We start from the raw sequence: 24,626 nt of genomic DNA, 5'->3' as shown, positions 1-24,626 counted from the left end.
CATGTGGTTAAATGAGTTAGAACGCATAATCCGTTGATTTTGAAATGCTCATCTCAAGGTATAGAAAATGTATTAATAAGATATGTTAATTGTGAGTTTATTCCATTGTCAAAACAAAAGTTAAGTGAAAAAGTAGACTTTTAATTAAAAAATGACCTTAAATATCAGTGTTAATAATAAAATAATTGGTGTTAACGAATTAATTATTACTATTATTAAAATTTATTTTAATAAAAATAAATAATTATAAAAAAACAAAGAAAAAAGAGGAATATTGTGATAAAATGAGTTTGTCGGAATAAATAAAAATGCATAAGCAAGTATAAATAGGAGAGTTGGTTATGATAAAATTTGACATTGCAGACACGATAATTTCGCCAGTGTATCCGAGCAAACGGAATGATTATGAGGAATCAGTAAGGTTATCGGAAGCTATAGTTTCATTGCCATTTACAAAATGCCAAGTGGAGCAGTTGAAAACGATGTGGAAAGAATCCTGTATTGTTAATTTGTCTCAGCAGACACCTTATCTAAAAGGATATAGTTTCTTGCATCGAGCGAATATGACTGAGTTGAATATGCTAATAAGCATGAGACCTGTCTATATAGGGTATAACTGTATACATTATGATTTTCATGATGATTTCATAAAAGGTGTGCTATTTACTAAAATTCTCAGAAGAAACTATAATATCCTTCAGAATGTGAGTTCCGATAATGTCAGAGCCTTGTTTATTCATGCTGAATTGCTGCGCATCATACATTTTTCAACGTGTAATGTGTCAGACAGACTGAACATATCGAGCAAAATAATGGAAAGTATGCATTACGACTTCGATGAAGATGCTTCACCAGCAAATATTGTTTCATTGTGTGTGTTAGAAGGGTACATAAAAAAGTATGAGTTTAAGGAGGGTGAAGAGGCAGTTTTAGAATTTTATGAACCGATTGACTATAATTTGGATGAGCTTGATATTTTTTCCTTCTGATTCACAGTTGGTAGATTGTCCAAGTAAGTTAAGAAACCAACGTAATAAAGATTGTAGGATGATAGTACAGCACGTTGCCGCAGGTCAGTCCACGTAAAAAGATAACGCTAATAATCCCAGTATCAAATTTATGGCCGCTCAAACAGGAGCGGTCTTTTGTTCTATAATAATTGGTTCTGATGATTTAAATACAAGATATTCAGCATACGAAGTCTGTATTTACATAAACTGAAGTTATTTTGAATACTGAATAAAGACCAAGGGATTCACATACTAACAGTAGTTCTAAATGGATGACACTAAAGTTTTATAGTTCAGTCTTAAATCGTCATAGATGATTGTTGAGAACTCCAAGAATACCGCAAAAACGGCTTAGGATTTTTCTATAATGGATTTAGTTATTTATTTGTCTGAGATACCTACGATAGCAGACATAAAGATTCATATCAAAAGGTAAATAGGATTTGTAACAATAAAACCCAAACTCTCCCTCCTTATTAATTCTATATGGGTTTTATTGTTACTAAAAGTATAACTATTGATTTATTGCTTACTCATTTTTAATGAAGAGTTTTGAACCCTTATTCAAATCGGAGTAGCTAATACTGTATTTTCCCCTAATCTCATTGTTTATGGTTACTTCTTTATAGCCCAACTTCTTTGTTATACTGGGTAAAAAATTATTTACCTCTCTGATTTTTAAATCACAGTTATCTTGAACCATCTTACGAGTGTAATATGATTGCGCATGAATAATTGCTTGGACAACTTTCATCACTTTGTTTTCATAGCTTTTGAAGGTGGTGTGGTTGATTGATTGTTGATTATATACTTTATGAGCTAAGTCCTGCCCATGCAAACCAGCGACCTTATTAATTGACATATCTGACATTTTATATCCACAGTTTTTCTCTAAATCAATCATCTCAACGCTTCGAATCAAATCTTCTATTGTCAGTTTTGGGACTCTCCAGTATGTGATTTTCTTGTATGGTTTATGTTTAGACTGATACTCATTTGTTTTCGAAAGCCATTCTTTTGGCAGGTCATCATAATCAATTTTTTCAATAAATCCATAAGAGTTCAAAATATTAGTTTTGTCGTAGATATTCTTCTTAACTGATTGAAATGTCTTGGTTGGAGTGAACTCTTTTCGTATGAACTGAGCGATATGACCGTAGGATGCAAAGATTTCAATATCATTAGAAACGATAGGGATTGCAGGCAAGTGTGATTTAATGTACTCCAAAAAAAGAATATATGCTTTGAACAATCCTTTTTTTTCTAATTTTGAAAACTTTTTATCAGTTATTGCAACATCAATTAGTGCTTTATTGCTTTTTATAGTTGCAAGTCCACGTTGTTTATGCTCTGTCAGATACGGGATATCCAACTCATTGAGGATTCCTTTTTGTAAACAGATAACATTCATACCTGTCAGGGCTTCTAATGTACCAAGTACTGATTTTGCGTGTTTCATATTAGGTGAGGGACATGAATTGCAGTAATATACCTGTTGTCTTTTCTCGTTGAATAGAATACCTGCTGATGGATTGCTATCAATGTGATTAGGCATAATGCAGTTGAAAGCTACATTTACTGGTTGGCCTAAAATTTGATTTAAGGGAAGTGAGTTTATCCATTCGAAACTTGTTATTTCTGTCAGAAAATCTGGTTTGTTTTTGATGGCCAAAGTTTTTATTTGCTCAATAATACTATCAAATGTGTAAGGATTAGTAGAGGGATAAATATTGGGGTTATCTGCGAGGAATCTACTGGAATCTCTCTTCGTTCTTCTACTATTCTTAGATGTATTTTTTCTTGCATCAAAGAAATCTATGTAATCATTGGATAAGAGGATTTTGTTTATATCAATGATATTTTCTTTAGCGTAGCAAAGGTTTTTACCGCCTAATAGCATTCTTGCTATATCCTTACAGTTTGAATCAGCATTAAGTCTGTTTATAAAGAATGTAGTTATTTTTTTGTAAGTATCTTCCTCAATAGTACTACCTAATAACCACATTACTCTGTATCTTTTTATACTTGGGTCATGCAAATTAGTTTCTTTATTAATTCCACTTGATAAAGTGTGATAGATTATTGAGGGGTAAAAGGGGGCACTCATTCTTATAATGTCTTCGACCTCGTAATTATGCTCATCAATATCAACAAAGACAACATTACCACATAAAAATTGGTCCGATGTAAAATTACTATCATTATTCTTAAATTTTCCGTGCTGAAATGAATACCCCTTATTACCAATAAGGTCAGCGAGTTCATCGAATAACCATTCATTAATCAATTCCTGACCATTTTTACGATATGACGATTTCTTCCGCAGTTTTCCAAATATAGCATCTTTTTGAGGGGGTTTTATCGTGAGATTCTCCAAACTCACATATCCTAATATCTTAAAGCATTCCTGTGTTGTGTTTTTTACAACTGACATTTCCATCACTCCTATATAGTTGATAAACCTATATAGGCAATTCCAGGATATTTTTCTACTAATTGAGTTCGATAACGGTAAGAAATGAAAAAACTTTGAAAATAATGTTTTTAAAAGTACAGAATTTTGAACATTGAGAAATAGGTTTTATCATGTTTAATAATGTCCTATGGAAAGTATCTGAATATATACATAAATTAAGGTGCTTTTTTTACACTAAGATAAAAATGCGGAGGTGGCTCAATGAGTAAGAGCTTTACAATAGCGTATGCACGTACATCAAGTACATCACAGAAGTTAGATAGAGAACTTAGCCTATTATCTTCGAACGGATATGATAGGATATTTGTCGACCAAAAATCAGGAAAAGATATGAATAGAGAAGGGTATAATAGTGCAAAAGCAATGTTAAGACCTGGAGATACGTTTGTAGTTACGGCTCTTGATAGAATAAGCAGAAACTTTCGAGAGTTGAAGAAAGAGTATCAGTACTTAATTGAGAATAAGATTAATGTTGTTGTATTGAATATGAAGTTCATGAAGACGGGAAACAATCTAACGGACGAGTTTCTAAATGGAATTTTGATAGAGCTTCTCGCATATATTGCTGAAACCGAGCGGAACTTTATAAAGGAAAGACAAAAGCAAGGTATTGCCGCTGCGAAAGGAAAGGGAAAGAAATTTGGACGTCCTGAGATTAAAATTGATACAACAAAACAAGTATATCTACAAGATTGGTTTGATGGAAAAATTACCGCAACTGAATGCCACACAAGATTAGGAATCTCAAGAACAACACTATACAAAATCAGAAAAAAATATACAGCCATCAAGAGAAAAACAGATAATTAGAGATGGATTTACTATTTCTTGCAGTATGAATAATTCGATTAAACGCATAATGTTTAATGAAGAGTAATAATTAATGAGGAGAAATATTAGTGATATCATAATTATTTTATTTATTGAATGAATTTCTGGACTAAAAGTTTGTAATTATCTATATAACTTCATCTTTAAAAATAGGAGATGAAGTACTATGAAAAATAAAATAGAGTACATCGTAATCGAACTGAACAAACCAAGCGAGGCTGCATTAGAGAGATACCACAAGTTAGTATGTGAAATGATATTGAAAGATGACAGAAGTATGGATTCTGAAGATACGAAAGCATCCAAAAGAGAAGTTTTGCGTAAACTACAACAACAAAGCAATAGAGGTGTGATTTAATGAAAGACAATGAAATAAAGAATGTAGCAATTTATCTTAGAAAGAGTCGAGATGATGGTGACGAAGACATTTTAAGAAAACATCGGATGGCATTGACGGACTTTGCTCATAAGAATCGTTGGAAGTACGAACTATTTGAGGAAGATGCGATTTCTGGTGAGTTCCTCAATAAACGACCAATCGTATCACAGTTGTTAGATAGAATTGAGAATTTAGAGTTTGATGCCATTTTGGTAAAAGCTTTGGATAGACTAAGCAGGGGAGATGAGGCTGAGTACGGAGAACTATTGCGAGTTTTAAGAAATTCTGATTGTAGCATTGTAACACCTGAAAGAGTATACAATCCTTCCGATTTGAATGAATCTATGGTTATATCAATAAATGGTATATTTGCTCATAGAGAGTTAAATGCTATAGTAAACAGACTTCAAGAAGGTAAAAAATATGGAGCAAAAGAAGGAAAGATGACAAATGGGAAGCCTCCTTATCCATATTATTATCATAAAGAGATAATTGACTCAGATAAAGGACAAAAGATAATACCAACCGTAAGAGTAGACCCAGAAAAACATAAAATTTACGAGAAGATAAAAGAGTTATATATCGCACAAAATATGGGTACTGAAAGAATTGCATTTTTCTTAAATCAAAGAGGTATTTCAAGTCCAAATGGTAAAAATTGGACAACTGCGACTGTTTCAAGACTGCTTCTTCATGAGTTTCATATGGGTGTTGCGATATATGGGAAAACACAATGGAAGGAGAACAGAGCTGGCAAAATAAGAGTAGTTAAATTACCTCGAGAGAAATGGCATATTGGGAGAGGAGACTGGCCAATCATAAAGACAGAATCTGAACATAATGAAATATTGAGAATTACTCAGCAAAATTTGCGTGTTCCCAGTAGAGCAAAGCAAGGCGCTTTCCCAACTTCTGGCATAATGTTTTGCCAAAAATGTGGATATTCAATGAGATATAGTTTAGGAAAGCTCGAAGCGAAAAGTGGAAAGGTATACAATTATACTAAGTGTTCACACAAGAATCCAATGGGAAAGAAGTGTGAGCAAAGAGGTGTGAAAATGGATGAAAATTTTTACAACACCTTATATAACACAATCAGTAAATGCAACACTAATAAAAGAAAAGTACTTGAAATTGCACAGAAAAGTGAGAGATTAAGAAGAATTGAGATAGAAATTGAAGAAGTTCAAAGAAAAATCGAAGATATTGATAAACAACTGAAACGTATTAAAGCTGCCTATGCTGCTGGTGTATATACGTTAGAAGAACTTAAAATTGAAAAGAAAGACATTGAAGTAAAGAAGAAAAGTTTATTAAGTGCCTATCAAAATCTAAGTGAAGAAAGGGAAGGTATGAGTATGCTTTCCGAAAAAGAACTAAGTAAAAGAGTGGAAAATTTCAAGGAGAAATGGGCGAATGCCTCCTCTGAAGAAAAGAATGCCCTATTAAAATCATTTATAAAGAAAATTGTATATAATAGAGAAGGCAATAAAATAACACTATCCATTGAGTATCAATAACGGCCAATAGTTTACTGTGTATGATATCTTTCATAATATAATCTACGACCCAAGCATAATCTGTTTTGCAGAAAAAGCTTGGGTTTTTCTTTATTAATTAACGATGAGTATTTTGAAGGTCCTAAGAAATTACTTCTATCCAATTTACTCGAGCTACATTCAAACATTAGGGTATTAAAACAGCGAAATAATCAATTTAGTAAGTCACATAAAATTTATACTCTTACTTAATGAATGCAAGTATAATGTAATAACAACTTACAATATGTTATTAGGAGGTGATGTTATGAACACAGATGTGAAGCCCAACAGATTGATTCTGGAGAAGTCTCCTTATTTGGTAGAGCATGCTTATAATCCCGTCGATTGGTATCCATGGGGAGTAGAAGCATTCATTAAAGCAAGAAATGAGGATAAACCCATTTTCTTATCTATTGGGTATTCATAATGCTGTTAATAGTTTAGTTGTCACTGGTGTCATGTGATGGAAAGGGAGTCCTTTGAAGATCTGGAAGTGGCTGAGGTGCTGAACCGCTATTTTGTCTCTGTGAAGGTAGATAAGGAAGAACGGCCGGATGTGGATCACGTCCATATGAGTTTCTGCCAGGCCATGACAGGAGATGGTGGATGGCCCATGACCCTGATTCTGACACCGGAGAGAAAGCCCTTCTTTGCAGCCACTTATCTGCCAAAAGAAACCAAAGGGCAGCATATGGGCCTTCTGGAAGTCCTTGCGAGGATCACAGCGCTGTGGCAGGAAGAAAAGGAGAGAGTGCTCTCTTCCGCGGACTTTGCTGTGGAAGCCGTGGCTTCGGTGCAGAAAGAGAGGAAAGAAGGGGATCTGGATGATGAAATCCAGGAGAAGGCCTTTGCTTCTCTGATTTCTATTTATGATGAGCATCAGGGTGGTTTTTTTCAAGCACCGAAGTTCCCTCTGACCCATCACCTTTTTTATCTTGTGTGGTACTACAAAACAACAGGGGAGGAGAAGGCGCTGGAGATGCTAGAAAAAAGTCTCATCAGCATGTATAAGGGCGGGCTCTTTGATCACGCGGGCGGTGGGTTTTACCGGTATGCAGTGGATGAAAGATGGCTCATCCCGCATTTTGAGAAGATGCTGTATGACAACGCACTCCTTTCAAGGCTCTACCTTTCGGCCTATGCAGTTACTGGAAGAGAGCTTTATAAGAAAGTATCTGTTAGAACACTGGATTTTCTACTGGAACACTTAAAAGATGGGGAAGGAGCCTTTTACTCCTCCATGGATGCGGACAGTGAAGGAGAAGAAGGCAAGTTCTATCTCTTTGAGAAGGAGGAACTGCTGTCTCTGCTTGGAGAAGAAAGAGGAGAGGAGTTCGCAAAATTCTATGGTGTGGAGGAAAGAGGGAATTTCGAAGGAAAGAACATCCTGAACCTCTATGAGAAACCACTGCAGGATCTTCTGGAAAAAGAGCCAGAGACCATCATAGAGTCCAGAAAGAAAGTGTTGGTGCACAGAGAAAAACGCGTGCATCCTGCAATGGATGACAAGATTTTATCGTCCTGGAATGGTATGATGCTGGAGACTTTGGCTTTAGCAGGAAGGATATTGGAAGAGAGGCGGTATACAGATGCTGCCAATGATCTTGTGCTCTTCCTAGAACAGAAGATGACCGATGAAGAAGGGATCCTTCACGGCGTATACCGGGAAGGATTAGGGGAGACAGAAGCATTTCTTGATGGTTATGTTCATGTTCTTCACGGTCTTCTGGCACTCTATGAAAACACTCTGGAGCTTCGGCATCTTTCCTTGGGTAAAAAGCTGGGTGATCAGATCATTGAAAGGTTTTTCAATGGAAAGGTGTTTCAGCTGAGCGGTAAGTATCATGAGAACCTGAGTATCCCAGCAGAAGAGATATATGACTCCGCTACACCCTCAGCAAACTCGGAAGCAGTCCGTGCCATGGCAAGACTATACAGCTTCACAGGAGAAGAGCGTTATCTTCAAGCCATGGAGAAGGTATTTATGGAGCTTTCTGGCGAAATCATAGAAAACCCCAAAGGGTTTTCAGGAATCCTTCCCTCCTATGATGTATGGATGCATGGGCCCAGGGAAATCGTCCTCTCTGGGAAGAGAGAAGACCCGGTTACTCAGGAGATGCTGCGAATCCTTCAGAAGAGAGATCTCACTGGCATCACTTTGGCGGTTCATGATCCTCGGGAGAAAAAGGAATCAGAAAAGATCTTCTCCTTTATTCGAGAAACAGAAGATGGAACTGCAGCCGTGTTCTTCTGTAAAGACCACAGTTGCAGTCTACCTGTGGAGACAATAGAGGAGCTTCTAGAATCGCTCATGAAGTTCTAATGGTCCTTTTCTAGAGTAGACTTAATATCAAGGTAATAAAGAAGGCTCTGTTTTCCCCCTCTGCAAATGGGAAAACAGAGCCTATCATTTTTTTAATCAGCGGTTTTCCTCCATGGGGATTGGAACCAGTATGGGTTCTCGCAGTGTTTTTAAGGGACCATCTGCCACGTCAAAATACAGAACATCCCCAATCACGTCCCGGAAACTGTAGCTGTATGTTTTGATGTTCAGATCTTCCGTATAACTGGTATAGAGTGCCTGCTGTATCTTCTTATTTCCATCCCTTGTGGATCTGAACGGTAGGGAGTGATAATTTTCAGAAGTATGGAAAGTGATGGTGGTAACATTATCTTCTGTGGTGATGTTTTTCAGTAAGATTCCATAAGGATTATCTTCCAATGTTTTCTCTTCCAGATTCACTTTCAGTGGTTTTCTGTCTTTTGGCACCATGGTATAGGAGTGGATTTTCAAAAGTCTCTCTTTTGGCACTTTGAAGTAATTGTCTTGAATCCGCATGGTGATGGTGGTTTTTCCATCAGGACTGTCCTCATACTGTGTCAGATATCCAGTGGTATTCAGTGGAGTCAGTACACCGTCATTATAGAAATCCATCGACATTGTGATATCCATGGTGTTGCTGTTCTTGATGCTGTAAGTGAAAAGAGACGTGGTGGGATATTGGGTGAGTTTTTCCAGAAGAATCTCCTGATCTTCAATCCATACAGTTTGATTCAGTTCATAAATCTTGGGATCCTTAGGGGGTTCTAGAGACAGATCATAAGAAAAATGATACTCAGCAAGTGTTTTGCGGATGCTGTCCTCATGAGAGGATTTTGTAAGAGTCACTTCCACTGTCAGGTTTCTTGGCATGGCCACTTCTGCAAAATCTATATTCAGCTGACTCAGATGACTTGTTTCCTTAGATTCCTCAAGATATCCAAGGGAACTGGAATATGAGAGGTATCCTTTGTCAATGACCTTTCCAGTGTCACGATCGATGATTTTCTCCCTGGAAATCATCACATCTTCATGGTCGTTCTTTAAAAAATCAGATGGTACATCAAAGAAAAGAATGAGATTTCTCTCGTCTGAAATGACATAGGGAAGGGACAACGTCAGGTCCTCATCGGTGTCTTTCAGGTTCACATACTGGATGTGATCGTTTTCCACTGCACTCTTCAGCGAAGCGTTGTACATGACATATTCTGTAAGTTTATTGAGGATTGGAATATCTTTTAAGGATCTGGCAAAAGCGATGTCGTTATTGACCAAAATAACAAACAGCATGGCTGCAGTGAAGCTTGGCAATGTGGAGAAAAGGATTCGTTTTTGCCTTCTCTCTTTTTTCAGCCTTTTTTCCAGCCTCTCTGTGCTTTGATAGAGTGCATCCGGATACTCTTTGGATGAGGAGATGGCTTTTGCGAACTGTTCTTTATTTTTTCTCATAGGATAAATCTCCTTTCTCATCGGAAAGTTCAATTCTAAGAAGTTCCAGAGCTTTTCTTGTATGAGACGAAACGGTGCCTTCTGGGAGGCTCAGGATCTCCCCGGTTTCTTTAATGGTAAAACCTGCAAAATAACGAAGAATGATGACTTGCTGCTGCACTTCCTGTAGGGAAGAGATGGCAGCTTTTGTGGGAAGTGAGATGACATTGTCTTCCATACCCCGCTCTGGAAGGGTATCGGTATAGTAGACCTTCTTGTCCTTTTTGAGGATTCTCAGACATTCATGGATGAGAATCCGGGTGAGATAGGTTTTTGTGAAGTCTGGTTCTTTGATGGCATCTCTGTTTTTATAGCCCAAATAGATGGCTTCATCCACTGCATCCAAGGCCATGGACTCACTGCCAAGGTATCCGTAGGCCATGCGGTAGAGGACTTCCCGGTATTCTTCTGTGAGTTTTACATAGGTATCCGGATCCAGTTTCTTTTTTGTAAATATACCCATACTTCGCCTCCTTTACCCATTAGAGTGTTTAGAAGTAATTTTCCATGAGAAAAAATAAAAAATAGTGATCTTCAATCTAATTCAATCTAATTTTACTATACCGAAGATGAAGAAAAATCACAAAACGTGTTATAAAATAACAAAAGATGCTGCCAAAAGCAAAGCAGCATCTTAAGTTCATAGAGGTCTAGGGCTCCTGGGGCATATAGACCGTGATTTTATTCTGAATGAGGTAGACATTGATGGCCCCATAATCCTCATCCCGGTAGGCTTCTTTGTTGTCCTCCAGTATTTTCCGAAGGCTGTTGCCGGGGAACAGTCTTCTCTTACCCTGATATAGAGCTTTCATTTCTTTCTCCAAGGTTGTTACTCGATAATTTTCGCTATCTACGATCTGATAGGCATTTTCTTTGATCTTCATGACCAGTTCCTGCATTTCAGAGAAGTTCTCTGGCTCTTTTTCTGTCAGTTCTTCTGTAAGATCTTTTCCGTTGTGGTCAACAATGATGTAGTCCTTATCAAAGTTAAAGGTGCTGTTTTCCTTGTTGAAAATGGCAAAAAGCTTCGCTCTTATCTCCTCTGGAGGCTCTGCATTATAGGTTAAGCTGCTTTCATAAATAGGAAGAGAATGGCTTCCTTCCAGCACAATGTTTTTGGTATAGGGGGTTTCTTCTTTTTTGCATCCTGAGATCAGAAGCAACAGAAAAAGCAGCAAGGTCAGTGTGCGTATTCTCTTCATATGCAGGAACCTCCTCTACAGTGTTTCAATGGTATCTTTATTATAAGGTATTTGTGAGAAACCAGTACACAAAATAAAGTACGAGGAGGATGGCTGCAATCCCTATGAGTTTATCTATCCTTCGTTTTCTTTTCTGAGCAGCATAGGTGAAATCTTCATGGTCTCTTTTGGATTCATCAGGAAGATCCATCCGATTCTTTTCTCTTCGGCTGAAGTCTTGAATTTCAGCTTGTGCTTTCGCCCTGTCGTTGAGGTTCCGGTTGAAGTCATGATTAAAGCTCATTTAGTGATTCTCCTTTCTCATTTCAGGAAGCGATGGTTTTTCAGGTACATCCACATAGAATACAAGTGGTTTTTCAAGATAGGTTTCGTATCCTTGCAGACCCCATTGTTTTATGGTGATTTGTCCCGATAGTTTTTTATCTGCAATTAGGCCCTCGATGAAAAATAGATCAGTATTGCCGCTGGAAGACTTTTGATCAAATCTATACGAATCACCTGATTCATCTATATATTCGTTCCAGAACACGCCGAAGGAAACGCCATTAGGCTTGATCTTTGGCGTGAACTTGAAAAGAAACTCTGTGCGGTTTTCTCTTCGGTTGACCCGTATCAGTTCCACTTCTTTCACTTCTTTTACGAGTGTTTGATTTTCCACATCTATGGTGATGTTCTCGGACGCTCTTGGCATGAGGTTTGCACCAAAAACAGTTATTTTGAGTCTTTTTGTTTCTGCTTTGTCCACGTTGCCATAGCCGGTGGTAAATTGCCCGGTCTTCTCGTTATAATAGCCAGTCATCAAAGATTCTGAAAGTAGAACCCCAGTATCTGCATCTTCTACTTTGCCTAAGAGCTGCTTGATTCTATATTGAGACAAGTTCTTCTGTTTCCAGAGAAGGGTTTGGCCTAAGAGACTGTTCTCAATGGACTCCAGTTCCATGGGCACATCAAAAAGAGAGAAGGAATGCTTCAAAGGCACGTTGTTTACACTCTTGGCATTTTTCAGAGGGATTTCAAAGTGGAAATCACCCAGATCAAGAACCTCCGTAATTTCTATTTTCTGATCGAATGTCCTTCTCTGTACTTTAATGTGAATCCTCATACCAAGATTCTCGGGTAAGGTTTCCTCTGAATCTGGAGGAAGAGCGCCATTCAGCGATAGATATCTGTTGTCTTCCTCAAAACTGCCGGCAAACTGGTAACTGGCAGGGTGGAAAAATTCACTGATGTTTTCGTTGGTTCGAGCGTCGTAAGCTTCTAGTACCTTTAGTTCAATCAGATCATGGTCATTAAGAGTGATTCCTTCTGGAAACTGAAAATATAGAATGAGTCGTTTCGCGTCGGAAAGAACATACTGAAGGTGCACCTCGGATTTTTCATTGGACAGAATCATACCAATTTCCTGGACAGCATCCTTACTTTCATCTTCAAATCTGAAGACTTCCAGAAGCTCCGATAATAAGGGGACAGACTTCATGTTTTGAGCAAAAGAAAGTGTGCTGTTGGCACTGTAGAAGAGAAAAAGAAGTACTCCTATGAAAGATAAGGAGAAACTTTTTGCTCTTTTTATCCGAAGATGAGTCTTGTATCTTTCTAGAGTTCTTTTTTCTATCCGGTTTAGAGATAGTGGAATTTCAATGCTGTTCTCTGCGGAGCTTTTCAGCCTATGCTCAACAGTTCTCATAAAGATTCCCTCCTTCCTCTTTTGTGAGATCTTCTTTTAGAAGTGACAGTGCTTTTTTGGTTCTGGTAGCTACGGTGCCTTGCGGGATAGATAAGAGTTCAGCTGTATCTTTCACGGTTAAGTCTCCGTAGTAGCGCAGAAGGATGATTTCTTTCAGTTCCTCTGGTAGTGCTTCCACACTCATCTGGAGTGCTAAGTCTGTCTCTTGAGAAGGAGATATCGTATCAGGAACTTCTTCGCTGACCACAAGTCTACTCCGTTCTCTTAGAATTCTTTTACATTCATTGATGAGGATTCTTATGAGCCATGTTTTCATATATTCTTCTTTTTTTAGCTTTCTAAGATGCACAAGCCCAAGGAAGATGGATTCATCCACCGCTTCCAGAGCATCCTTTTCATGCCTGAGATAGCCAAAGGCAATCTTGTACAGATATATCTTTTCATTGGTGACCATAGCAAGGAATTGGTCTTTTTTTCTGTTCTTATTCTGAAAAATCCTCAAAGAATCATCTCCCCTTTGTCTATTAGAGTGGCAACTGTATGTTTTTTATTTAGAGTCAGGTTATTAATTTTATTCAGCTATGGACCCTTTTACCAACATGATAAAGGAAGGATAGAAAAGTGTATAGATATAAAATAGGAGTAGCTTATAATAACAGATGTTATGAACTTTGAAGTAGTTCGATGAATATGCGTTTTGAGCTGTCAAAATAATGAATATATGTGACTGGATTCAAAACATCAAGAAAAATTCAGAAAAAATGAATTGTAATTCCATGTTGAAGTTGTATAATTAGTAATCGTTGAAAACAAATGTAAAGCCAAGAAATGGTTCCAACTATCTAAATTAGAAATGAGTTTCGAATTGAATAATCATTCAGGATTAAAGGTTTTCGGTACAGTTTATGTATTTCGTGAACATTGTTTCTGAATACTTAAGGAACCTTGAATCTATTCTTAAACTGCTTGTGAAAACGACCACTGGCAGGTGTATTTTGGTATAGTTAAGCTGAGAATGTAAGGAATGACTTACGTGGGGTGAAAAGTATGGACAATCTGATTAAAAAACTTACACAGAACAAATGGACACTGCCGCTTCTTCTTGGAGCGATTTTATATGGCAAGTCTCTATTTTTATTGGTGACACTTTATGATGCCAGTGCAAGGGTATTCATGATGAGTCTTCTTAGCATTGCGCCAATATTAGTGATTGTGTCTTTTTCTTTCCTATTTGAGGGCAGGAAAAAATTATGGTACTTTTTCTATGTTAATATTGGGTATTCCATTCTATTCTATGCAGATATGACTTATTTTGACGGACTGAACAGACTGTTCAGTTTCTATGTGCTGTATCTAAAGAACATCAGCCCAGAGTTTGCAGCAAGTACCAGTGAGTACTTCATGAACCTCAATTTCCTGGTTTTTGTGGATCTCCCCTTTGTGCTCTATATGCTGCTGAAATCAAAAAAGGTCATCGGAAAGTCTGTTCGTCAAAAAAACAGAGAACTCCGCATGAAAAGGTGGGGACTGTTTGGTACAGCTTTTGCTCTGAGCTTCATGCTCATGGTGACGCAGTTCATGACGGTAAGAAAGACCGCTGGTATTGAAAATTACGAAAACCATGCCTTATTATTGTCCCCAGTGGGCAATCATATGGTCAACCTGGCTACATTTATCAGAGACAGTGTAAAAAAGCTCAACGAAGAGGAAATTGTCTCCATTGAAGACTGGTATGAAGAGAATGCATCCCACTTTAATGTAGCGGATGAATATAAAGACCTGAAAGGACTTCTGGCTGGAAAGAATCTCATTGTGGTCCATTTTGAATCGCTGGAGAGCTTTGCGCTGGACTACACCTGGCAGGGACAGGAAATTACACCGAACCTCAATAAACTGATAAAAAACAGCATCAATTTCACCAACGTGAGAGAGCAGATTCAGGAAGGCGTCAGTTCCGATGCGGAGCTTATGTTCAACACTGGTCTGTATCCTACCCAGAAGGGCAGCGCATTTATGAGCTATGGAGAAAATGAATATTTCGGACTTCCAAAGCTTTTGAAGAATGAAGGATACAATACAACAGCCATTCATGGTGACATGGCAGCTTTCTGGAACAGAGACATCGTATATCCCAATATCGGTATTGAGCGTTATGTGGATGAGGAGCTTTTCGAAGACAAACGATACAGTGGACTTGGTATTTTGGATGAGTCTCTCTTTAAACAGTCCGTAAAGGAAATAGAAAGATCTGCTCATCCTTACTACTCCTATGTCATGACTGTGACCTCCCATACACCGTTCACCATAGAGGAAGAACACAGATACCTGGGTATCCCTTGGGACAACCATGATGCTGGATACTTAGAAAGCATCCACTATACCGATCATTATCTGGGTGAGTTCTATAAAGAGCTGGAAGAAAAGGGAGAGCTGGACAATACAGCGCTCATCGTTTTTGGAGACCACGAAGGTGTTCATAAGTATCATGACTCCAACTTGCCTGACAACGAGAAGAAGCTTCCGTTCTTTATCCACATTCCTGGCATGGAAGAAATGGAAATTGATACATTAGGTGGACAAGTGGATATGCTGCCTACCATTCTCTATCTTCTAGGGGTGGAGGAAGATCTTTATACCGACAAAGTCATGGGCAGCAACCTCTTCAGAGAAGGAGAGGGCTCTGTGGTCATGGCCACAGGAGAAGTCCTTGGCGATCCCAAAGATTACGACCATCTCTTCAACGCCCCCTATGTATCCAACCTCATCATTACAGGAGACTACTTCAGAGCTGCTGAGAAAGATGTGGATGTTACCCCAAATACACAGATGGTGGAAGAAGAAAAGAATAAATCCCATTAACCATAACGTCCTCCGGACCTTGAATTGACGGAAGACGATGAAATATAGAGAGCGTATGCCGGCTGCCTTTAAGGTGCCGAAGCATACGCTCTTTTTAGCTTATATCAGTATTCCATTGGAATCTCAATGCCGTACTGCTCTTTGGTGACCTTCTGATAGACAGCCAGAAGATCCTCTTTTCCAGTGAGCTTCAGGATGAAGAAGGACCGGAAGAGAGAAGACATATAGTTTTTGTTTTTGAGATGATACTCTGCAATCCCTTTTCTGTAATAGAGCGAATTGAGTCCATGGGTGGTTTCTTTCTCCAGACAGTAAGCCAGTGCTTCGTCTGCCACAAGAAGTACCTTTTTATGGGCATCTTCCAGATGATAGTTGTAGCAGATGTTGGTGTAGATCTTCACAAGAAGAAACATCTGGTAGGGTGTTGGTGCCCCCTTTTTCAGTCTTTCCAAAATGAAATAAAGAATTTTCGTGCTGAGTGAAATCTCTTTCTCTTCGGCCAAAAGAATGGCGAAGAGAAGCAGTATACGCAGTTCTATAAAGCTGTACTTGTAGGTCATGAACTGCAGAATATTGAAGGAAGGCTGAGTCAGGCGCAACGCATCCAGAAGAATGTTCTTGGCATCGGTTTTATCGCTTTCAAAACGTGAATGATAAAGTGCTGCGCCTCTAATGAGGAGCAGAAGCTGGATGACTTCATTGGGGTTGATAAAAACAAGATCTTTATTCTCCTTGAAGCTGTCACGGATTTCTTTTTCCAGGGCCCGCATTTTTTCATCGTTATAGGTGGTGATGATATCGTCCAGAGCATCATAGTATTCTGTGAGCATCTTATGAGAACGGCTTTCTTTCAGAAGCTCCAGCAAATCTTCTTTATAGAGACTGGAAAGAAGTTCCAGGGTCTCATATCTTGGTATGACCTCTCCTTTTTCAATTCTACGCAGAGTATCCGAGCTGATGCCGCTTTGCTTTTCCAGTTCCCGCTGACTGTATCCCAAATCTCTCCGGAGTTCTTTCAGTTTGTCGCCAAAAGCCTCCAAGTTATAACTGATGAACATAGTGCACCTCCAAATCCATATCACTACTTTTATTTTAATGATGTGCTTTGCCTTTGTATATCTTACAGCGCTAAAATTTGTGTATTTTCAGAAATTCTTTTCTGTGTCTTGGGAAAAATTGAACAGTACTGTTCAATTTAATTTGCAGTAAAATTTCGCAATTGTTTTCTTAAAGAACAGAAAAAGAACGATATTGGATTATGTTTAGCAGGTATTAAACATCGGGGTCCTTTATTCATGAAAAAACCTGCTAAAACCCTTGAAATCCAGAAGAAGTGCGTGTTTTTTTCTTTCAATTATCTCCTATAGTGTAGGTAACAAAGTATACCAATAAAAGGAGTGTTACGGAATGAAAAAGACAATCGCTAAAATACTCATGGGAGTAATGCTGGCCTCGCTGCTCTTTTCGGTGAATACTTACGCTGGCGAAAATGATATTCCTAGAATGTTCAGCATTATGAGAGTTGAGGTAAGAAAGTAGGTATGGCTCAGATCATGATCTTTCGACCTATGAGGCAGCAGGAACTTTAGTGTAAGAAGCTGCTGGCTTATGGAAGAACCTGCAGCAGAACAACTGGTGTCTACGTGTATCTTAGTCAGAAAGGAGTCGTATTCTATTGGATGATGTGTATCTAGAACAGATTCTCATGAATCAGGAACTGAATCAAGCTCTTTACAGAAAGGGTTCCTTGCTTCTGTGCTATTTTCTGGAAGGAGAAATGATTTTTGAGGAAGTGATCCTTTCCAGCCGTGAAATGATGATTGTAAGGCGCAGGGAGCGTTCATCCCAACGCCTGATGAAACAGTATGAACATTTGTTTTACGTGTCCAGGACCGCCATCAGAGAAGAAAAATTCATGGAATTTCTGGAGCACAGCCACCCCCCTTATGATAATGCCCTCGTCATCTAAGTCATAGAAGATCCTCTCTTCTTTTGATTGTTGACCCAAAGGAGAATCACTGGCAAGCAGATTCACGCCAGTGATTCTCTTTTTTTTGAGTACATGAATGGTGAGCTGGTATTGTAACCAAATTGGAAATTCTACGGGGTGGGGTTTGACCTTCTTCATGATTTCGGTTACACTGATTGTATACATTGTATACCATGAATACAATTCAAGGGGGTTTATCATGAATTTATTTTCACTAGAAGGAAAAGTAGCCATTGTGACTGGAGCTAGAACTGGCCTCGGGCAAGGGATCGCAGTGGCGCTGGCGAAGGCTGGAGCAGATATTGTAGGGGTTGGTTCTACTTCCTTAACGGAAACTGAGGAACTGGTAAAAATGGAAGGCAGGAAGTTTTTGGGTATACAGGCTGATCTTACAAAGACTGAGCCCATTCCAGGCATTTTAAGCAAGGTGATAGAAGAGTTTGGACAGGTTGACATCCTTGTGAACAACGCAGGAATTATTCGTAGAGAAGATGCCATTCAATTCACAGAAAAAGATTGGGATGATGTGATGAACATCAATCTGAAGACCGTGTTCTTCCTTTCCCAGGCTTGTGCAAAAGAGTTCATCAGACAAGGCACTGGGGGTAAAATCATCAACATCGCCTCCATGCTTTCATTTCAGGGAGGAATCCGTGTGCCATCCTATACCTCAAGCAAATCCGGCATCAAGGGACTCACTATGGCTATGGCCAATGAGTGGGCAAAACACGGCATCCATGTCAATGCCATTGCACCAGGCTATATGGCGACAGACAACACCGATGCACTGAGGAAGGATGAGAAGAGAAACGAGGAAATTCTAGGAAGAATTCCGCAAGGCAGATGGGGTACGCCAGAAGATATGGCGGGTCCATGTATCTTCCTGGCTTCGGAGGCATCCTCCTACATGAATGGATTTACCATGGCTGTAGATGGTGGCTGGCTGGCCAGATAGAAAGAGAACTGTCACATAACATATCGCAAATGAAAGATTTTAGGAGGAACAATATTATGAAACTTGAAACAAGATACGCAACACATCCCCAGGATTCCATGCTGTATACCACAGAAGAGCTTCGAAGCCATTATCTCATTGAAGAGGTGTTCGTGAAGGACGAAGCAAATTTTGTATACTCACATAATGACCGCATCATCGCAGGTGGCATTTTGCCTGTGGACAGCAAAGTGGAGCTTGGAAGCACCAAAGAACTGGGTACAAAGTTTTTCTTTGAAAGAAGAGAAGCTGGAGTCATCAATGTAGGGGGACCTGGAAAGGTTCTTCTTGACGGAAAAGTCTTCACCATGGAGAATAGTGATGGACTATACATTGGTATGGGCACAGAAGAAGTGGTCTTTGAAAGTGTGGATGCAAATCATCCTGCAAAGTTCTATTTCAACAGCGCTCCAGCTCATCATGCTTACAGCACAAGGCTCATCACCTTGGCGGATGCGAAGAAAGTGCATCTTGGCAGCGACGAGAACCTCAACAAGAGAACCATCAATCAGTACGTACATCCAGATGTCTGTGAGAGCTGTCAGCTGGTCATGGGCATGACAAGTTTTGAAGCGGGCAGTGTGTGGAACACCATGCCATGTCACACCCATGAAAGAAGAATGGAAGTGTATTTCTACTTCAATCTGAAGGAAGAAGACAGAGTTTTCCATATGATGGGTGAGCCACAGGAAACGAGACACATCATCATGAAAAATGAGCAGGCTGTGATTTCTCCCAGCTGGTCCATCCACAGCGGTGTGGCCACTGGAAAGTACACCTTCATCTGGGGCATGTGTGGAGAAAATATTGAGTTTACCGATATGGACCATGTGGCCATGGCGGATCTAAGATAGGGGAATATACTTCCCTTATCAGAAGGGATGAATTTTATGAAAGACAAAAACAGTATGTTCAAACTGAACACCATGGGGGATGATGTCTACGAGGAAATGAAAAAAGACATTCTGAACCTTCGCATGAAGCCGGGCACTCCAGTGACAGAGCAAGGCATCTGCGAAAAGTACGGGATTTCAAGAACGCCCAGCAGGCATGTGCTTCAAAGACTGAGAGACGACGGTCTCATCCATTCCATTCCCTACAAAGCAAGTTTTGTATCACTTCTTGATTTCAAAAAGATCGAACAGATTATTTTCATGCGTTGTGCCATCGAGGAAAAAGTGATGAAAGAAGCCATGAAGAAGAAAAATGACAAGTTTCTCAAAGAACTGAAAAGAAGCCTGAGAAACCAGGAAGATCTTCTGTCAGAGGAGTTCACACCGGAAGAGTTCTATGCCATGGATGCGGAGTTTCATGCCATCTGGTTCCGCTTCACGGGTAAAGAGTTCGTCTGGGAAGAAATCGAGAAGATGCTGGTGCACTATAAAAGATTCCGCATGCTGGATATCGTGGTGGTGCAGGATTTCCAAACAATCTATGAGGAACATGTGGAATTTGTTCAGATCATGGAACAGGGAACTGAAGACCTGGTAGGGAATAAGATTGCAAAACATCTTTATGGCGGAATCAATCGGCTGGGAGACAAAATTCATGGAGAGTACAAAGAGTACTTCAGGGAAAATGAGTCATAGAGCCAAAAAATGAGATAAATCAAAGAAGAAGGTGGACCTTTTCGATGAAGGTCTGCCTTTGTCACGGGGAGAGAAGTCTCTCATGTAGAAAGAAATAGAAAGAACGGGGATAATTGAGTTCATGGATAAACAGAATTTTTATACGAGACTGGATCAGAAAGACCGCTCTGTTTTGAATGCGGTGTTTTATGTGTTTTTTGTCAACGGCATCTTTGCCATGATCATGGGATCGCTTTTGCCTATGATCAGTTTGGAGTACAATCTGTCAGATACACTTAGTGGATCACTGATTTCTGCCCATTCTGTGGGGAATCTCATTTCAGGGTTCGTTGCAGGAGTGCTTCCTATGTATCTTGGCAGAAAAAGATCCATAGTATTTTTATCTTCCTTTGTGACCTTGGGATTCACGTTGATGATTTTTACAGGAAGTCCGCTTCTTCTTCTTTTGGCTTTTCTTTTCACGGGAATCAGCCGAGGGAGTGTCAGTAACTTCAACAATACCATGGTCAATGAAGTGTCCAACAGCAGCCCTTCTGCTCTAAGTTTCCTTCACAGCGTCTTTGCTGTGGGAGCCATTCTTGCGCCAATCCTTGCGATGGTTTCCACAAAAATCCTGGGCAATGACGGCTGGAGACTGAGCGCGGTCATCATCATTATCCTTACCAGTCTTTCCCTTTTCTTCTTCTCCAGAATGGAGATGCAGGAGAAAGTGCAGGTGAAAGGTAAAGGAGCGGGGTATGATTTTTTGAAATCCCGAGTGTTTTGGATTCATGCAGGGATACTGTTTTTCTACCTTGCTGGAGAAGCTACCATCAACGGATGGATTGTGAAGTACTTTGTGGATGCGAAGATCATGACCATCGGCTATGCCCAGTTTCTTGCATCGATGCTGTGGCTGGCAGTTCTCATTGGCAGAATCACGGTCAGTTATTTCGGTGACCGAATCAGGAAGGAAACCATCCTTCTTGTGACCACCACAAGTACAGTGCTTTTCTACTTTCTTTTGCTTGCGACGAGAAACGTAACTGTGATTACCATAGCCATTTTTGGCATTGGGCTGTCCATGGCGGGAATCTATCCCACGACAGTTTCAAAGGTGGGCAAAACCATTAAAGATTATCCCATGGCCATGGGAGTGCTTCTGGTGCTTGGAGGTGTAGGAGCCATTGTGATGCCAATCCTCACCGGAGCCCTTTCGGATGCCTTTGGTATTTTTGCGGGGATGAGTGCCATTGTAGTGGTGCTGATTCTCATGATGGTCCTGGTGATGTTCTCTCTTTTGGAAGGGAAAAAACGGGAAAAAGCAGCATAATACTTAGAATTTAGATCAATAGAAATAGAAGAACCAGCGTGAAGCATAAGGTATGCGTCCACTGGTTCTTTTTTATGGAATTTTTCAATCTGCTTAATTTTTCTCGATGATTTTACTGTGCATCACTATCCTATATGCTTTTCACGAAAAAGAAGTTCACATTTTGCACTATTTTATGCTGTTTAGATATTAACATTCATAAGAAGTCTCCGATATGTTGAGTGTATGAGTGTTTTTACATCCAGATGAAGCAAGATATGACAGGAGGAGAGGACAGCACAGTTCTTTTGCTTTCTAAGGATTGGGGATCTTTAGAAAACAAAAGAAGGAAGATTTAAAGAAGAAGCTTTTTTGGAAAAAGAACAGCAACAAAGCATTTGGGGAGGAAGAGCCCCAAAATAACTGTAGTGAGGGACTATTGTATGAAGATTCGAGGTAAACTGATTCTAAGTTTTACAGCACTGGTGGCATTTCTTGCCATCAGCTTAGGGATTGTCTCAAGCATCACCGCATCGGATGTGCTTGAAACCCAAGCGGAGCTGAACTTATCCTACAAGGCCATCGAAGGAGCTAAGCTCATCGAAAGTAAAATGGAGACCCAGAGGCTGGCTCTTCAGGTACTGGCAGAGATGGACCAGATGAAGTCCATGGGGCTGGCTGAGATGTTCACGCTCATCAGCAGACAGATCGTGAAAATGGAGTTTGATGATATCTCTGTTATTTTGCCCAACGGCACACTGAACTATAAGGACAAAAAAGTGATTCAGTTGGAAAAAGAGGATCCTGCTCTTAAAGTGTTTGAGGGAGAACCAGTTTCCTACTTTGGTATGAGTCCAGCCACCGGAGAGCCTGTGCTTATCTACGCAGTGCCAATCTATCAGAATACAAGAATTGTAGGAGGGCTCCTAGGCAGGTACCAGGGAGTTTCTTTAAGCGATCTCAGCGATGCAATCACCTACGGAAAAGACGGATATGCTTATATTGTCAATGCAGAAGGCGTCATCATCGCGCATAAGGATCGGGAAAAAGTGCGAAGTCAGTTCAATCCAATCAAAGAAGCGGAGAAAGACCCATCTGTACAATCCACCAAAGAACTGTTCGAGAAAATCCTGAAGAATAAAGCAGGAGTTGATACCTATACTTATGAAAACATTGCCAGATATGGAGCTTTTGCTCCCATCAAAGGCACAGACTGGACTTTGGTGGTCACAGCCACGGAGGATTATGTGTTCTCCGGAGCAAAAGAGATCCAGAAAAACATTTCTTTTGTAGCATTAGGCATGCTGATTCTTGGTGCGGTGTTCACATACTTCATCGGCTCCAGCATTGTGAAGCCAATTAAGCCTGTGGTGGAGAAGGCCAAAGTTCTTGCGAATCTCGATCTTCGGGAAAATCTTCCTGAAAAATCCTTGAAGTCCAAGGATGAGATGGGGGATATCAGTAGAGCCCTGCAGCAGATCATCGACAGTTTCCGGGATGTCCTAAGTAAAGTGGATCATTCCTCCCAGGATGTGGCGGCTTCTTCCAAGCAGCTTCAGGCCAGTGCGGATCAGTCTGCGGTAACTGCTGAAGAGGTATCCAAGACCGTAGAGGAAATCGCAAGAGGAGCACAGGAGCAGGCAGCCAATACAGAAGATGGCTCTCAGAAAGCACTGTCTCTTGGTGAAAGTATTGAAGTCAACAACAAGTTCCTCATTCAGCTCAGTGAATCCAACGAGCAGGTGGCGGAGATTGTAAATATTGGTATGAATGAAATGGAGAAGCTTTCCGGGATCACCAAGGAAAGCACGGATTCAGTAAAAGAAATCGCATCCATCATCGATCTGACCCATAAGAGTGCAGCAAATATCGGACAAGCCAGTTCCATGATCTCAAGCATCGCAGACCAGACCAACCTTCTGGCTCTGAATGCAGCCATTGAAGCAGCAAGAGCAGGAGATGCAGGTCGGGGTTTTGCAGTGGTCGCTGAAGAAATCAGAAAACTTGCGGAGCAGTCTGCCCGTTCCACAAAAGCCATTGACATGACGGTTTCAGAGCTTCAGAAAAATGCGGAGAATGCGGTGAGAACCATGGAAAGAGTGGTAAACATCACCAGTGAGCAGTCCGGTTCAGTATCCTCCAGTATGGATATGTTTGGGGCTATTGAATCTGCTACTAAGTTCTCCATGGAGTATACCGAGCATCTTAATGAGTCCGGCAGAGTGATGATGGAAATGAAAGAAGCCATCATGGATGCCCTTCAGAATCTTACCGCGATTTCCGAGGAGAACTCTGCGGCCACAGAGGAAGCTTCCGCTTCTATGGAGGAGCAGTCCGCTTCCATTCAGGAGATTGCCAGTGCTTCTGAGAATCTTGCAAGGCTTTCTGAAGAACTGAGAAGAATCATCAGCCAGTTCCAGATGTAGAACGGATCCACCCAAAGCGAAGTGAACTGACTTCTTCTCTTTGGGTGTTTTTCATACAACAAAACAGACAGAAAGGGGAATAAAACATGATTTCGTGGAAAGAGGACTATGAAGTTGGGATAGACATCGTGGACAGCCAGCATAAGGAGCTTTTTATCATTGCGGGAAAGGCCTTTGACCTTCTCAAAAATGAGTTTGTCACAGATAAATATGATGCCATGGTGGAGATTCTGGAAGAACTCAAGGATTATGCAGCGTTTCATTTCGAAACCGAAGAAAAATACCTGGAAGAGACAGGATTCAAGAAGCTTTTCTCTCACAAGATGGAGCATGCGGCATTTCTTCAGGAAATCCAGGGGATAGATCTGGAGGAACTTGATGAGAATCAGGAAGAGCATATGATGAGAATTCTTCAGTTTATCGTGAATTGGATTGATCGCCATATATTGGAGAAGGATCAGCAGTTTGCAGTGAACTAGACTCATAAAATCAAGAAAAGATAAGGAAAGGATGAGATTGTTCTTCTTTTAGAAGAGAAAGAGGGGG

At 40.1% G+C, this 24,626-nt stretch carries 22 protein-coding genes and 1 pseudogene; 15 read left to right on the top strand and 8 right to left on the bottom strand.

Going from position 1 to position 24,626, the window contains the following annotated elements; translation table 11 throughout:
• Positions 1-341: 341 nt before the first annotated feature.
• Complete coding sequence (locus tag T487_RS0103995) at positions 342-989, top strand: hypothetical protein (protein ID WP_031574299.1); 648 nt, start codon at positions 342-344, stop codon at positions 987-989.
• A 550-nt stretch (positions 990-1,539) separates the two neighbouring features.
• On the opposite strand, the gene T487_RS0103990 is transcribed toward T487_RS0103995, so the two are convergent.
• Entirely contained in the window at positions 1,540-3,444 is a 1,905-nt protein-coding gene (locus T487_RS0103990) for a hypothetical protein (protein WP_031574295.1), read from the bottom strand.
• Between the two features lie 243 nt (positions 3,445-3,687).
• Here T487_RS0103990 and T487_RS0103985 point away from each other — a divergent pair, with 243 nt between their 5' ends.
• The 4 genes and pseudogenes from T487_RS0103985 to T487_RS15300 all read left to right on the top strand — a co-directional run bounded on the left by T487_RS0103985 (position 3,688) and on the right by T487_RS15300 (position 8,560).
• Entirely contained in the window at positions 3,688-4,296 is a 609-nt protein-coding gene (locus T487_RS0103985) for a recombinase family protein (protein WP_036909060.1), read from the top strand.
• A gap of 187 nt (positions 4,297-4,483) precedes the next feature.
• Positions 4,484-4,675, top strand: a complete 192-nt coding sequence (locus tag T487_RS0103980; RefSeq protein ID WP_031574291.1) for a hypothetical protein — start codon at positions 4,484-4,486, stop codon at positions 4,673-4,675.
• A complete protein-coding gene (locus T487_RS0103975; protein WP_031574289.1) occupies positions 4,675-6,216 on the top strand; it encodes a recombinase family protein in 1,542 nt (513 codons plus the stop codon). The genes T487_RS0103980 and T487_RS0103975 overlap by 1 nt, the downstream gene beginning before the upstream one ends.
• A gap of 265 nt (positions 6,217-6,481) precedes the next feature.
• Positions 6,482-8,560: pseudogene (locus tag T487_RS15300) on the top strand (thioredoxin domain-containing protein).
• 96 nt (positions 8,561-8,656) lie between these two features.
• Here T487_RS15300 and T487_RS15745 read toward each other — a convergent pair.
• The 6 genes from T487_RS15745 to T487_RS0103940 form a co-directional block, all read right to left on the bottom strand.
• The gene (locus tag T487_RS15745; RefSeq protein WP_031574288.1) at positions 8,657-10,006 is read right to left on the bottom strand and encodes a DUF4179 domain-containing protein; all 1,350 of its coding nucleotides are present in this window, start codon (positions 10,004-10,006) and stop codon (positions 8,657-8,659) included.
• Positions 9,993-10,508 carry an RNA polymerase sigma factor gene (locus tag T487_RS0103960; protein WP_031574287.1) on the bottom strand — a complete coding sequence of 172 codons (516 nt, stop codon included), beginning with the start codon at positions 10,506-10,508 and terminating at the stop codon, positions 9,993-9,995. Before T487_RS0103960 ends, T487_RS15745 begins: the two co-directional genes overlap by 14 nt.
• 187 nt (positions 10,509-10,695) lie before the next feature.
• Positions 10,696-11,247, bottom strand: a complete 552-nt coding sequence (locus T487_RS0103955) for a hypothetical protein (RefSeq protein ID WP_031574284.1) — start codon at positions 11,245-11,247, stop codon at positions 10,696-10,698.
• A gap of 40 nt (positions 11,248-11,287) precedes the next feature.
• Positions 11,288-11,530 carry a hypothetical protein gene (locus T487_RS0103950; RefSeq protein ID WP_031574283.1) on the bottom strand — a complete coding sequence of 81 codons (243 nt, stop codon included), beginning with the start codon at positions 11,528-11,530 and terminating at the stop codon, positions 11,288-11,290.
• Positions 11,531-12,931: a hypothetical protein gene (locus T487_RS0103945; RefSeq protein WP_031574282.1), complete on the bottom strand. Its 1,401-nt coding sequence runs from the start codon at positions 12,929-12,931 to the stop codon at positions 11,531-11,533.
• Positions 12,918-13,433, bottom strand: a complete 516-nt coding sequence (locus T487_RS0103940; RefSeq protein ID WP_242848008.1) for a sigma-70 family RNA polymerase sigma factor — start codon at positions 13,431-13,433, stop codon at positions 12,918-12,920. Before T487_RS0103940 ends, T487_RS0103945 begins: the two co-directional genes overlap by 14 nt.
• A gap of 545 nt (positions 13,434-13,978) precedes the next feature.
• Here T487_RS0103940 and T487_RS0103935 point away from each other — a divergent pair.
• Positions 13,979-15,790, top strand: a complete 1,812-nt coding sequence (locus T487_RS0103935; protein ID WP_031574280.1) for an LTA synthase family protein — start codon at positions 13,979-13,981, stop codon at positions 15,788-15,790.
• A gap of 104 nt (positions 15,791-15,894) precedes the next feature.
• On the opposite strand, the gene T487_RS0103930 is transcribed toward T487_RS0103935, so the two are convergent.
• Positions 15,895-16,848, bottom strand: a complete 954-nt coding sequence (locus T487_RS0103930) for a helix-turn-helix domain-containing protein (RefSeq protein ID WP_031574278.1) — start codon at positions 16,846-16,848, stop codon at positions 15,895-15,897.
• 349 nt (positions 16,849-17,197) lie between these two features.
• Between T487_RS0103930 and T487_RS16735 the strand changes: the two genes are divergently transcribed.
• The 9 genes from T487_RS16735 (at position 17,198) to T487_RS0103885 (ending at position 24,559) form a co-directional block, all read left to right on the top strand.
• Positions 17,198-17,329 (top strand): hypothetical protein, encoded by a 132-nt coding sequence (locus tag T487_RS16735; protein WP_278245019.1) that lies wholly within the window; start codon positions 17,198-17,200, stop codon positions 17,327-17,329.
• Between the two features lie 136 nt (positions 17,330-17,465).
• The gene (locus tag T487_RS0103920) at positions 17,466-17,759 is read left to right on the top strand and encodes a hypothetical protein (RefSeq protein ID WP_031574276.1); all 294 of its coding nucleotides are present in this window, start codon (positions 17,466-17,468) and stop codon (positions 17,757-17,759) included.
• Positions 17,760-17,979: 220 nt separating this feature from the next.
• The gene (gene kduD, locus T487_RS0103915; RefSeq protein ID WP_031574274.1) at positions 17,980-18,735 is read left to right on the top strand and encodes a 2-dehydro-3-deoxy-D-gluconate 5-dehydrogenase KduD; all 756 of its coding nucleotides are present in this window, start codon (positions 17,980-17,982) and stop codon (positions 18,733-18,735) included.
• A gap of 56 nt (positions 18,736-18,791) precedes the next feature.
• Positions 18,792-19,628, top strand: coding sequence for a 5-dehydro-4-deoxy-D-glucuronate isomerase (gene kduI, locus T487_RS0103910; RefSeq protein WP_031574271.1), 837 nt, complete (start codon positions 18,792-18,794; stop codon positions 19,626-19,628).
• Positions 19,629-19,682: 54 nt separating this feature from the next.
• Positions 19,683-20,363 (top strand): GntR family transcriptional regulator, encoded by a 681-nt coding sequence (locus T487_RS0103905; RefSeq protein WP_036909180.1) that lies wholly within the window; start codon positions 19,683-19,685, stop codon positions 20,361-20,363.
• Positions 20,364-20,484: 121 nt separating this feature from the next.
• Entirely contained in the window at positions 20,485-21,675 is a 1,191-nt protein-coding gene (locus T487_RS0103900) for an MFS transporter (RefSeq protein ID WP_031574265.1), read from the top strand.
• Between the two features lie 301 nt (positions 21,676-21,976).
• Positions 21,977-22,114 (top strand): hypothetical protein, encoded by a 138-nt coding sequence (locus T487_RS16545; RefSeq protein WP_162178215.1) that lies wholly within the window; start codon positions 21,977-21,979, stop codon positions 22,112-22,114.
• Positions 22,098-24,080, top strand: a complete 1,983-nt coding sequence (locus T487_RS0103890) for a methyl-accepting chemotaxis protein (protein WP_031574262.1) — start codon at positions 22,098-22,100, stop codon at positions 24,078-24,080. The genes T487_RS16545 and T487_RS0103890 overlap by 17 nt, the downstream gene beginning before the upstream one ends.
• Before the next feature lie 86 nt (positions 24,081-24,166).
• Positions 24,167-24,559, top strand: coding sequence for a bacteriohemerythrin (locus T487_RS0103885; protein ID WP_031574261.1), 393 nt, complete (start codon positions 24,167-24,169; stop codon positions 24,557-24,559).
• Positions 24,560-24,626: the final 67 nt, after the last annotated feature.

This window comes from Proteiniclasticum ruminis DSM 24773 (genome assembly GCF_000701905.1).
GTDB lineage: Bacteria > Bacillota > Clostridia > Clostridiales > Clostridiaceae > Proteiniclasticum > Proteiniclasticum ruminis.
The sequence above is the reverse complement of the archived record's forward strand: the minus strand, read 5'-3'. Positions and strand labels throughout refer to the sequence as shown.